Annotated in this window: 10 protein-coding genes; 8 read left to right on the top strand and 2 right to left on the bottom strand. The window is 66.4% G+C overall.

The genetic code is table 11. The annotated features are described in order from the left end of the window. Nucleotides 1-113: 113 nt before the first annotated feature. On the bottom strand, nt 114-677 hold the full coding sequence (locus AC1DR1_RS01545) for an NAD(P)H-dependent oxidoreductase (RefSeq protein WP_229991949.1): 564 nt from the start codon (nt 675-677) through the stop codon (nt 114-116). Nucleotides 678-803: 126 nt separating this feature from the next. On the opposite strand from AC1DR1_RS01545, the gene AC1DR1_RS01540 reads away from it, so the two are divergent. The 8 genes from AC1DR1_RS01540 to AC1DR1_RS01505 all read left to right on the top strand — a co-directional run bounded on the left by AC1DR1_RS01540 (nt 804) and on the right by AC1DR1_RS01505 (nt 10739). Next, nucleotides 804-1436: a TetR/AcrR family transcriptional regulator gene (locus AC1DR1_RS01540; RefSeq protein WP_229991950.1), complete on the top strand. Its 633-nt coding sequence runs from the start codon at nt 804-806 to the stop codon at nt 1434-1436. 361 nt (nt 1437-1797) lie between these two features. Continuing rightward, entirely contained in the window at nt 1798-2784 is a 987-nt protein-coding gene (locus AC1DR1_RS01535) for an ABC transporter permease (protein WP_476992096.1), read from the top strand. Between the two features lie 2 nt (nt 2785-2786). Further along, nucleotides 2787-3836: an ABC transporter permease gene (locus AC1DR1_RS01530; RefSeq protein WP_476992095.1), complete on the top strand. Its 1050-nt coding sequence runs from the start codon at nt 2787-2789 to the stop codon at nt 3834-3836. Further along, nucleotides 3833-6001 carry a dipeptide ABC transporter ATP-binding protein gene (locus tag AC1DR1_RS01525; RefSeq protein WP_476967309.1) on the top strand — a complete coding sequence of 723 codons (2169 nt, stop codon included), beginning with the start codon at nt 3833-3835 and terminating at the stop codon, nt 5999-6001. Before AC1DR1_RS01530 ends, AC1DR1_RS01525 begins: the two co-directional genes overlap by 4 nt. A 98-nt stretch (nt 6002-6099) precedes the next feature. After that, a complete protein-coding gene (locus tag AC1DR1_RS01520; RefSeq protein ID WP_476967310.1) occupies nt 6100-7797 on the top strand; it encodes an ABC transporter family substrate-binding protein in 1698 nt (565 codons plus the stop codon). A 168-nt stretch (nt 7798-7965) separates the two neighbouring features. After that, nucleotides 7966-9021, top strand: a complete 1056-nt coding sequence (locus AC1DR1_RS01515; RefSeq protein ID WP_476992094.1) for a Gfo/Idh/MocA family protein — start codon at nt 7966-7968, stop codon at nt 9019-9021. 318 nt (nt 9022-9339) lie between these two features. Further along, a complete protein-coding gene (locus AC1DR1_RS01510) occupies nt 9340-10395 on the top strand; it encodes a S8 family serine peptidase (protein ID WP_476992093.1) in 1056 nt (351 codons plus the stop codon). Further along, a complete protein-coding gene (locus AC1DR1_RS01505; protein WP_476992092.1) occupies nt 10392-10739 on the top strand; it encodes a S8 family serine peptidase in 348 nt (115 codons plus the stop codon). The genes AC1DR1_RS01510 and AC1DR1_RS01505 overlap by 4 nt, the downstream gene beginning before the upstream one ends. Before the next feature lie 94 nt (nt 10740-10833). Here AC1DR1_RS01505 and ald read toward each other — a convergent pair whose 3' ends face one another. Next, a complete protein-coding gene (ald, locus tag AC1DR1_RS01500) occupies nt 10834-11952 on the bottom strand; it encodes an alanine dehydrogenase (protein ID WP_229991960.1) in 1119 nt (372 codons plus the stop codon). Between the last annotated feature and the right edge of the window lie 143 nt (nt 11953-12095).

Below are 12095 nucleotides of genomic sequence, written 5' to 3'. Positions count from 1 at the left end.
TTTCCAGGCCATCACCCGGCCTCACCCGCCGCAACTGGCCGGGATCCCCGAGGCCCCCGGCAGCTGCATGCTGCCGGGGGCCTCGGGGTGTTGTTGAGCGGAGTGCGGAAAGCCTAGGCCGCTTCTGCGGCGGGGACCTCGGCCAGCGCGTCGAACACGCCCTTGATCTGCTCGACAACTTCGGCGTCATCCTTGGGGTGGACCTCGGCGAAGCGGACCATCGAGCCGGGGACTGCCAGCTTGACGTTCTCGAGGACCTGGGCGCCGGCGATGCCGACGGCCTTGCGGGCCTCGTCCTGGGCCCAAACGCCGCCGAACTGGCCAAAGGCGGTTCCGACAACTGCGGTGGGCTTGCCGGAGAGGGCGCCGGCGCCGAACGGGCGCGACAGCCAGTCGATGGCGTTCTTCAGCGACGCCGGGACGGTGCCGTTGTGTTCCGGCGTGACCAGCAGGATGGTGTCGGCGTCGTTGGCGGCGGCACGCAGGGCGGCGGCGGCCGCGGGCACCTGGCCTTCGACGTCGATGTCCTCGTTGTAGAACGGGATGTTGCCCAGGCTCTCGTGGATGACTACGTCCACCTGTTCGGGGGCGTTGAGCGCGATGGCCTCGGCCAGCTGAAGGTTGGTGGAGCCGGCGCGAAGGCTGCCGACGAGGGTGAGGATGGTCTTCTTGGACATATGTACTCCTGTGCATCACGCCGCAGGATGGTTCCGGCGGCTGGTGGATCGTGGGGCTTTGGGGGCCTTCACCCATGCTAAACGGACTGCGGTCCGTTTATATTCCGAGGCGCTAGACTCAGCGGTGTGAGCCTCATCCCGATCCGTCCCGGCGCCCAGTCCGGGGGAGGGCGCCCCGCCGCGCCCGCCGCAGAAACCGGGCGCCGTGACGCGGCGCGCAACAGGGAACTGCTCCTCTGCGCCGCCCGGGAAATCGTTGGGGAATCCAGCGTCGACGCCCTCACCATGGACCGGCTGGCGCAGCGCGCCGGAGTTGGAAAAGGGACAGTCTTCCGGCGGTTCGGCAGCCGTGCCGGGCTGATGATGGCCCTCCTCAGCGACGCCGAGGCCGAATTCCAGGGCCGGTTCATGTTCGGTCCGCCACCGGTGGGTCCCGGCGCGCCACCCCTGGAGCGGCTGATCGCCGTAGGTGCCGCCCGCATTGCCTGGACCCTGGAGTTCGGGGAGCTGGCCCGGGCCGCCGATGCCTCGGCCTACAACAGGTTCGATGTGCCCCCGGCCGTCCTCTGGCATCGCCACCTTGAGATGCTGCTGCGCGACGCCGGCGTGACGGCGGACCCGCGGCTCATGGCGTCGGCCCTGGGGGCGGCGCTGGAGCCGGAACTGTTGCTCCACTCCGTCGGCGTGCACGGGATTGCGCCCGAGCGGCTGGCGGAAACCTGGCGGGAACTTGTCACGCGCATTGTGGGCGGACACTAGCGCGGCCTTGCCACTTCCGCGAGTCCAAATCCATTCCACGGAGTTATTCATAACGATCTGCGGCGAAGCCGCCGTGTCGCGGCCGCCGGGAGCGCGGTCCGGCCCGGCAGATGTGATAGCTTCCTCTGGAATGTGACCCGCAACATAGTCCACCAGGACTCAGCCGCAAGGCCTGCGGGCGGCCGGAAACCAGCTGGCCCATGATCCCGAACCGGCGGCGGAACCCGCTGCCGGATGGGGGACTACGGAAGGACCGAAGTTGTGAATAATCTTGTCATCCCGGCAGGCAGACCGGCTCGTGCAGCCGCCGCCTTGGCGCCCAAATCCGCTCAGGCAACGGCGATCCAGAACTAGCCGCTCCATGTTTCGATATCTCGCCAAACGTGCCTTCACGTATGTCTTCATGATCTTCCTGACCACCAGTGCCGGCTATCTCCTGGCGGTGAGCACACTGCAGCCGGCGCTGCTCGAGCAGGAACGGATTCCGCGGCCCACCCCCGAACAGGTGGTCAACTCCTTCCGGCTTAAGGGGCTCGATCCGACGCTCAACCCGTGGGAGCGCTACGTCGACTGGCTCACGGCCATTCTCACCCGCTGGGACTGGGGGCGGAGCCCCAACGGCGCCTTCATCAACGCCGAGTTCGGCGACCGCGTCTGGATCTCAACCCGGCTGTTCCTGGCCTCGATCATCCTGACCCTGGTGATCGGCGTCGCCCTCGGCGTCTACACCGCCGCCCGCCAGTACAAGGCCTCGGACAGGGTCATCACCTCGTACAGCTACCTCATGTACATCGTTCCCGCCCCGATCGCCTACTTCCTGGTGCAGCTGGGCGCCATCAACATCAACGAGACGGTCGGGGAGCGCGTCTTCTTCGTCACCGGCATCTCCACTCCGGGCCTCGACGGCGGCGGCTGGGACCAGTTCATCGACATGCTCGCCCACTACGCCGTGCCCACCTTCGCCATCACGATTGTGGGCTGGGGCGCCTACCAGATCGCCCAGCGCCAGTATCTGCTGGACAACGTCAACGCCGACTTCGTGCGGACGGCACGGGCCAAGGGCCTGACCCGCAACCAGGCCATCAGCCGCCACGCCCTGCGGGTGTCCTTCATCCCCGTGGCGCAGAGCATTGCGTTCACCATCCCGGCCATCTTTGCCGGCGGTTTCTTCGCGGAGAAGATCTTCGCCTGGCACGGCGTCGGTTCCTGGTCCATCGATTCGATCGCGCTCCAGGACGTCAACGCGGCCACCGCTACCCTCGCCTACGGCTCCGTCATCTTCGCGGTCGGGGCGATCCTCGCTGACTTCGCCACCACGCTCGTCGACCCGAGAGTGCGGGTGCAGTAATCATGACCAACCTCAACACGATTGACCCGGCCGCCGTCCTCGACGAAGGAAAGATGGAAAAAGACGACGTCGTGATCGGCAAGTCGCGGATCATCCTGCGGCGCTTCCTGCGCAACCGGACAGCCGTCGCCGGCCTGGTCATCTTCCTGACCCTGACGCTCCTGTCCTTCATCGGCGGCTTCTTCAGCAGTTGGGACAAGGAGGCCATCGACCCCTTCAACATCGGCATGCCGCCTTCCGCGGAGCATCTGCTGGGCACCTCCCAAGCCGGGATCGACCTCTACGCCCTGACCGTCGAGGGCACCAGGGTCTCCATCCTGATTGGCGTCGTCGTCGGCGTCGTCTCCGTGCTGATCGCCGCTGTCTACGGCTGCACCATGGCGTACTTCGGCCGCAAGGTGGACAAGGTCATGCTGTTCATCCTCGAAGCCCTGATCATGATGCCGGCCCTGCTGGTGGTCGCGGTGGCCACAAGCGGCGGCGCCAACGGCCTGAAGAACACCATCCCGAGCTGGCTGCTGCTGATCATCGTGCTGCTGGTCTTCAGCTGGATGGGCACCGCGCGCCTGATCAGGTCCCTGTCGCTGTCGCTCATGCAGCGTGACTTCGTCAAGGCCGCGCAGTACATGGGCATCCCGCCGCGCCGGATCGTCTGGCGGCACCTCGTGCCGAACATCGGCTCCCTGCTGGTCCTGGAAGTCACCCGCGGGGTCACCGGCGCCATCCTCGCCGAGGTCGCGTTTTCCTTTATCGGCATCGGCATCAAGGTCCCGGACGTAAGCCTGGGCGTGCTGATCGGCCAGTCCACCTCGCAGGTCTCCACCTTTCCGTGGATGTTCTGGGCTCCGTTGATCGTGATGTTCCTGCTCACCGGCTCGCTGGCGATGATGAACGATGGCCTCCGCGACGCGTTCGATCCCAGCTCCAGCTCCGTTGGCCGCGCGAAGCGAGGCAGCGCCAGTATTGGCAAGACACAGCTCGGCGAGACGCCGACTGGCGAGACGCCGACTGGCGAGACGCCGACTGGCAAAACACAGAAGAAGAACAAATGACCAGCAATACCACCGCCAATACCATCACCCAGGGCACCGCCGAGCGCCTCCGCGTCGCGGGGCTGCATGCCCCCACCGGCGCGATTCTCTCCGTCCGGGACCTCAACGTCCGCTTCAACACCGAAAACGGTGTGGTGCACGCGGTGCGCGGCATCGACTTCGACGTGCTGCCCGGCAAGACGCTGGGCATCGTGGGCGAGTCCGGCTCCGGCAAATCGGTCACGTCCATGGCGATCATGGGCCTGCTGCCTCCGACGGCGGAAATCAGCGGTTCCGTCCGGCTCAACGGCAAGGAACTGCTGGGTCTCAGCGACAAGGCCATGTGCCAGTACCGCGGCAACGACCTCGCGATGGTGTTCCAGGACCCGCTGTCCTCCCTGACCCCTGTCTATACCGTCGGCACCCAGATTATCGAGGCCCTGACCGTCCACAACCCGACCATGAGCAAGCGGGCCAAGGAGGCCCGCGCCGTCGAACTCCTGGGGTTGGTCGGCATCCCCAGCCCGAAGGACCGACTCAAGGCCTTCCCGCACGAGTTCTCCGGCGGCATGCGCCAGCGCGTCATGATCGCGATCGCGATCGCCAACAACCCGCGGGTTCTGATCGCCGATGAGCCGACGACGGCGCTGGACGTCACCATCCAGGCGCAGGTCCTGGAGGTGCTCCACGCCGCGCAGGAGGAGACCGGCGCCGCCGTCGTGATGATCACGCACGACCTCGGCGTGGTCGCCGGCATGGCGGACGACATCATGGTGATGTACGCCGGCAGGCCGGTGGAGACCGGCAGCGTCGACGACATCTACTACAGCCCGCGGATGCCCTACACCATGGGCCTGCTCGGGGCCGTACCGCGCGTGGACATCGCGGAAAAGACCTCACTGGTCCCGATCGACGGCATCCCCCCGAACCTCGCCCACCCGCCCACCGGCTGCTCGTTCGCGCCGCGTTGCCCGCTGGCCAGCGAGGCCTGCCTCGACGGCGAACCGGACCTTCGGACGGTGGAGCCCGGCACGGGACACAGTGCCGCGTGCATCAAGACCGAGGCACTCGCCGACGTCGACGCCCACGCCATTTTCGCCGCCCCGGCCGTGCCGGTCTCCCGCTTCGACCGCCTTCCGCGGCACGAGCGTAAGACTGTCCTGGAGCTCCGCGACGTAAAGAAGCACTTTCCCCTGATGAAGGGCGCCCTGCTCAAGCGCAGGATCGGCACGGTGAAAGCCGTGGACGGGCTGAGCTTCGATATCCGCGAAGGCGAGTGCTTCTCGATCGTGGGGGAGTCCGGCTGCGGAAAGACCACCACCCTGCTGGAAATCATGGAATTCCACAAGGACCAGGACGGCGAGGTGGTCATTGGCGGGCTGAGCAACAAGCAGTCCGCCGACGCCAGGGCCAAGGCTGGAATGCGCAGGGAACTGCAGATGGTGTTCCAGGATCCCACCGGGGCGCTGGATCCGCGCTTCACCGTCTACGAGGTCCTGGCCGAGCCGATGGAAAACCTGGGCATGCCCAAGCCGGCCATCCGGAAGCGGATCATGGAGCTCATGGAGCTGGTGGGCCTGCAGGCGGACCACGTCAACCGTTTCCCCAACCAGTTCTCCGGCGGCCAGCGCCAGCGCATCGGCATTGCCCGCGCCCTCGCCGTGAACCCCCGGCTGGTTGTCCTGGACGAACCTGTCTCCGCCCTCGACGTGTCAGTGCAGGCAGGCGTCATCAACCTCCTGGACAAGCTCCGTGCCGAACTCGGCCTGAGCTACCTCATGGTGGCGCACGACCTCTCCGTGGTCCGGCACATCTCCAACCGCGTTGCTGTCATGTACCTGGGCAAGATCGTGGAGATCGGAGACGTCGACGCCGTCTTCGACAACCCCCGCCACCCCTACACCCGGGCCCTGCTCTCCGCGATCCCGGTACCGGATCCGGAGCTGGAGCGCACCCGCGAACGGATCATCCTCCAGGGCGACCTGCCCTCACCGCTGGAGGCGCCGGCAGGCTGCAACTTCGCCACCCGCTGCCCCGTGTTTGCGGCCCTGCCGCCGGCCAGGCAGGAGAAGTGCCTGACCCTCGAGCCCGCCCTGGAACCAGCCGCCACCGACCAGCAGTTCGCCTGCTTCTACCCGGACGGCGAACTGGACGCAGACATGGTCGTTGTCCACGAAGACCACTGACTGACCCGACCAGCAGACATCCCGGCCAGCAACATCCGGACCAGCAGTCCGGCAGACCTCCCATGCATCACACTCGCACAAAAAATGAAGGGGATCTCATGAAGAATCGCACCAAAATCGGTGGCATCACCGCCGTCGTGGCGGCGCTTGCGCTGACTGCCTGCGGCAGCGGTGGCGCCTCCACCACAGCTCAGAGCGCCAAGGCACAGGATGCCTCCGGCGATCTCAGCAAGCTCATCAGCGTCAACGCCAAGAACGCCGCCGACCTGCAGCAGGGCGGCACCGTGACGCTGCCCCTGGGCAACATCGGACCGGACTTCAACGGCTTCTCCAACGCGGGCAACTCAGCGGACAACACTGAATTGCACTACCCGATCGACGAGGCCGGCTACGTCGGCTGCTGGAAGCTGGACTTCGACGGCACCGCCAGCCTCAACAAGAACTTCTGCGAAGACTTCAAGAGCGAAGTCAAAGACGGCAAGCAGACCATCACCATCAAGGTCAACCCGAAGGCCGCCTACAACGACGGCACTCCGATCAACGCCGCCACGTTCGAAAACACGTGGAAGATGCTCAACGGCCAGAACAAGGACATCGACATCGTCACGTCCGGCGCCTACGAGTTCATCGACTCCGTCAAAGCCGGAACCAGCGACAAGGAAGTCGTTGTGACCACCACGCAGCCGGTGTACCCGCTCAGCGACATCTTCGGCGGATTCATCCCGCAGACCGTCAACACCCCGGAAATCTTCAACACCGGGTTCACCGGTGAAATGCACCCCGAGTGGATGGCCGGCCCGTTCAAGGTCGACAAGTTCGACTCTGCCGCGAAGACTGTCTCCTTGGTTCCGAACGACAAGTGGTGGGGCGAGAAGGCGGTCCTGGACAAGGTGATCTTCCGCCAGCTGGAGGCAAGCGCGGAGATCGCCGCCTTCAAGAACGGCGAGGTCGACATGGCCGACGGCCGCACGCTGACCAAGTACAAGCAGCTTGAAGGCACCAAGAACTCCGAGGTCCGCCGCGGTCAGCGACTCTTCGCGGGCGGCCTGAACCTCAACGCCCTGAAGGCACCGCTCACCGACGTCGCCGTCCGCAAGGCGATCTTCACCGCCGTTGACCGTCCGGCCATCCGCGCCGTCCGTTTCGGTGGCCTGAACTGGGAGGAGAACAGCTCGGGCTCGATGATGCTGATGCCGTTCTCGAAGTACTACCAGGACAACTACCCGGTCAAGGAGACGGGCGCCGACGCGGCCAAGAAGGTTCTGACCGAGGCCGGCTACAAGGCCAACGCCAAGGGCATCATGGAAAAGGACGGCGTCCCAGCGTCGTTCAAGATCACCAACTTCGGTGACGACCCCACCGCCCTCGCCACCGTGCAGACCCTGCAGAAGCAGCTGCAGGCGGCCGGCATGGAAGTTGGCATTGACCAGCGCGGCGACGCCGACTTCGGCAAGGTGGTTGGCAGCCGCGACTTCCAGCTCACCATCAGCGGCTACTCCGTCGGCGCCGACGCCACCTCTGCGGTGAAGCAGTACTACGACTCCGCCACCAACGAGAACGAACTCGGCGATGCCGAGCTGGACAAGGCCATCAAGGACCTCTCCTCCATCCAGGATGACGCCCAGCGCAACGAGGCCGCCATGGACGTCGAGAAGAAGCACATGGAAAAGTACTTCTCCATGGGCGTGGTCATGAACGGCCCGCAGATCTACTTCGCCCGCACGGGCCTGGCCAACTACGGCGCCAGCCTGTTCCAGACGCCGGACTGGAGCGTCGTCGGCTGGGACAAGAAGTAACCCCTGCTGACTAAGCAATACTGAGTAACACTAGGCATTAACAACCAGCACGGCCGAGGCCGGCGCCTCTGGAAGCATCCGGGCGGCGCCGGCCTCGTTCGCTTGACCGGCCGCCCGCGCAGCAACCTGCCGGGTCCTGCAGGCGCGCAGGGCGGTAGCCTAGGCACCATGAGCAACGATTCAGCCAGGCCTATCCGCACCGCCGTCGCCGGTTTCGGCCTCTCGGGCAGCGTCTTCCACGCTCCCTTCATCGCCGCAAACCCTGCCTATTCGCTGGATGCCATCTCCACCTCCGACGCCGGCCGGCAGTCCGCCGCCGCGTCCAGCTACCCGGACGCCAGGCTCGTCGACACCCCGGCCGACATCCTGGAGCTCGCCGGCGGACTGGACCTGCTGGTGCTCGGCACGCCGCCCGCCACCCACTACCCGCTGGCGAAAGCGGCGCTGGAAGCCGGACTCGACGTCGTCGTCGACAAGCCGTTCGCCGTGCGCAGCGCCGAGGGGCAGGAACTCATCGACCTCGCCGCGCGGCTGGGCCGGGTGCTCACCGTGTTCCAGAACCGGCGCTGGGACGGCGACTTCCTCACCGTGAAAGCCCTCATGGACGCGGGAGCCTTCGGTACCGTGACCCGCTTTGAGTCCCGCTTCGAGCGGTGGTCACCGGACGTCCCCAAGGCGTGGAAGGCGGCCGCCACGGCGGACGACGGCGGCGGCGTGCTGTTTGACCTCGGCACCCACCTGCTGGACCAGGCCGTGCAGCTCTTCGGCCCGGCCACGGTGATCCATGCTGAACTGGCGGCCCGGCGGCCCGGCGAGAGGGCTGACGACGACGTCTTCGTGGCCCTGCGGCACAGCTCCGGGGTAACCAGCCACCTCTGGATGAACATGCTGTGCGCCCAGCAAGGTCCGCGCTACCGCATCCTGGGCAGCGAGGGCGGCTTCACCAAGCACGGCGTGGACCCGCAGGAGCCCTACATCGTGGCCGGCGGAAGCCCGCTGGACGCCGACTACGGCGTGGAAGATCCGGACTGGGCTGGGCTCCTGGGACGCGACGGGCATCTGGACCGGCTGCCCACCGAGCGGGGCGCCTACCCGGAGTTCTACCGGATCCTGGCTGCAAAGATCGCCGACGGCGGTGCCGCCTCGGCGCTGCCCGTCCCCGTCGACCCAGCGGGCCCGCTTCAGGTGCTGCAGCTGATCGAGCAGGCCCGGGAGCTGGCTTAGCCGCGGATTGGCCAAATTCATCCACCGATGAGGCTTCACAACTGTAACTTGCGTCACTATGGTCTAAGTCGTGGGTCTTCACCTATCTTGGTCGGGTGAACCCCGGGAGCGGTCTTCGGCAAAGACGCCGACGGTCGATTGGAGAGCGAATCCAGTGCGGCCGGCCGCTATCGTGTGCTGCCGCCCTGGCAGAAATGGAGCAGCACGATGCAAAAACTCAAAAGGCTCATTGCACCGCTGAGCACAGTAGGCCTTGCAGTGGGCTTGTTGGCCGGTGCGGCATATCCTGCCGCGTCAGCCGATGCCCCAACGGGCTCAATGCAGAACTACGTGGTCCTGTACAAGGCCAACAGTGTGTCGGATTCCTCGTTGAAATCGGTCACGACAGCCGGCGGAACCGTGGTCCACAGCTATCCGGAAATCGGGGTGGCGATCGTGAAGTCGGACCGCGTCGGTTTCGGCTCCGCGCTGAAGGCCCGGGACGGGGCAGTCCAGGGAGCGGCCTCCACCGCTGCCTTTGGGGTCGCCATCGGCGACAGCGCCGCGGACAACACCGACGCCCAGGCGCCCGTCACGGCGGGCACCCCCGCCCCCGGAAGCGATAACCTGTCAGCCCTGCAGTGGGACATGGACCAGATCCAGGCACCCGCCGCCCGCACCCTCAACGGCGGAAGCGCTTCCGTGGTGGTCGGCGACATCGACACCGGCCTCGACTACACCCACCCTGACCTGGCCCCCAACGTCGACTTTGCCAAGAGTGTCTCCTGCGTCGGCGGCGTCCCGGACCAGTCCCCGTCCGCCTGGATGGACGACAACGGCCACGGCACCCACACTGCGGGGACCATCGCGGCCGCCAAGAACGGCATCGGCATGGTCGGCGTGGCGCCCAACGTGAAGGTTGCCGGGATCAAGGCCGGCAACGCCGGCGGCTTCTTTTACCCCGAGGCTATCGTTTGCTCCTTCATGTGGGCAGCCGCCAAGGGGATCCAGGTCACGAACAACAGCTACTTCGCGGACCCGTATCTCTTCAACTGCAAGAACGACCCGGAGCAGCGCGCCATCTGGGAGGCGGAACGCCGTGCCATCCGCTTCGCCCAGCAGAGCGGCACCACCGTCGTTGCAGCCCAGGGTAATTTCTCGGACGACCTCGCCCACCCCTCCCGGGACGTCATGAGCCCGGACGACTCCACGCCGGTATCGCGGGAGATCACCAACGCCTGTGCCGTGGTCCCGGTCGAACTGCCGGGCGTCATCGGTGTGACTGCCAACGGCAATAAGGGCAACAAGTCCTACTATTCAAGTTACGGAGTCGGCACTGCCGATGTCGTGGCCCCCGGCGGAGACCGCCGTCTGCAGCTCACCCCGCCGCAGTGAACGGTCGAGTCCTGTCCACCTGGCCGGCGTCCGCACCCTGCGCCGCATCGCTCAAGGTGGTCGACGCCGGTGCCGCGTACTGCTACCTGCAGGGCACCTCGATGGCCTCCCCGCACGTCGCCGGGGTTGCTGCTCTCGTGGTCAGCAGCGGTGTGAGCAACCCGGGAGCCGTTTCGGCGCGGATCACCACCACCGCCGACGGCATGGCCTGCCCCGACACCACGATGTACGCGCCGTTCCCGTCTGCGTCCAACGGTGCACCGCAGCTCTGCCAGGGCGGCACGGGCAACAACGGCTTCTACGGCAGTGGCCAGGTGAACGCCCTCCGCGCCATCGGGGGTTAAACGCAGTCGGCTGCTCCGATACCGCCGTTTTGGGGGTCCAAAAGGGCGGTTACGGGGCAGCCGATGCGGTGGCGCCTACGCGGAGACCAGCTGGTTACGCGGAGACCAGCTCGTGCCAGTCGGCGACGAGGGGCAGGTTATGCGCCTCGGAGACCGAGCGGTGCGCAACCTTGCCACCGGCGATGTTCAGGCCGGCGGCCAGGGCTGCATCGCGCTCGAACGCAGCCTTGACGCCCAGGTTCGCCAGCGAGACGGCGTAGCGCAGGGTGACGTTGGTCAGCGCGTACGTGGAGGTGTTCGGGACGGCGCCGGGCATGTTGGCGACGCAGTAGAAGATCGTGTTGTGGACCTTGTACGTCGGTTCCTGGTGCGTGGTGGGGTGGGTGTCCTCGAAGCAGCCGCCCTGGTCCACGGCGATGTCCACCAGCACGGAGCCGGGCTTCATCCGGGACACGAGCTCGTTGGTGACGAGCTTCGGGGCCTTGGCGCCGGGGATCAGGACTGAACCGATGACGAGGTCGGCGTCGACCACGGACTTCTCGATCTCGTACTTATTGGACGCGACCGTCTTCAGGCGGCCCTGGTACTGGGCGTCCAGTTCGCGGAGACGGTTGATGTTGATGTCCAGGATGGTGACGTCGGCGCCCAGGCCCAGGGCCATGGCGGCGGCGTTGGTGCCGGCAACACCGGCGCCCAGGACAACAACCTTGGCCGGACGGACGCCCGGGACGCCGCCGAGCAGCACGCCCTTGCCGCCTGCGGGGGCCATCAGGGAGGTGGCGCCCACCTGCACGGACAGCCGGCCGGCAACCTCGGACATCGGGGCCAGCAGCGGCAGGGTCCGGCCTTCCTGGACGGTCTCGTAGGCGATGGCGGTGACGCCGGAGTTGATGAGCGCCTGGGTCAGTTCCGGCTCGGCGGCCAGGTGCAGGTAAGTGAAGAGGATCAGGCCCTTGCGGAAGCGGTGGTATTCGGCCTTGACCGGTTCCTTGACCTTCATCACCATGTCGGAGCGGCCCCAGACGTCGTCGGCTTCGGCGACGATCTCGGCGCCGGCGATCGCGTATTCCTCGTCCGTGATGCCGGAGCCCAGGCCCGCGCCGCGCTCGACGAGGACCACGTGGCCGTGGGTGCGGAATTCGTGGACGCCGGCCGCGGTGATGGCGACGCGGAACTCGTTGTTCTTGATCTCTTTGGGTACGCCGATGATCATTTGTTAGCTCCAGTGGGTGTAGGCCTGTGGGCCTGGATGAGCGGGGGATTCGTACTTCCAGAATAAATCCCGCTGTGAGGCACGCGACAGGTGCCGCTACCGGGCGCCGGGCACTGGCCGCGTTATTCCGGGGTTTTTCAAAT

The organism is Arthrobacter sp. P4_F10 (genome assembly GCF_056401435.1).
Note: the sequence above shows the minus strand (reverse complement) of the source record. Positions and strands in the feature narration are given on the sequence as shown.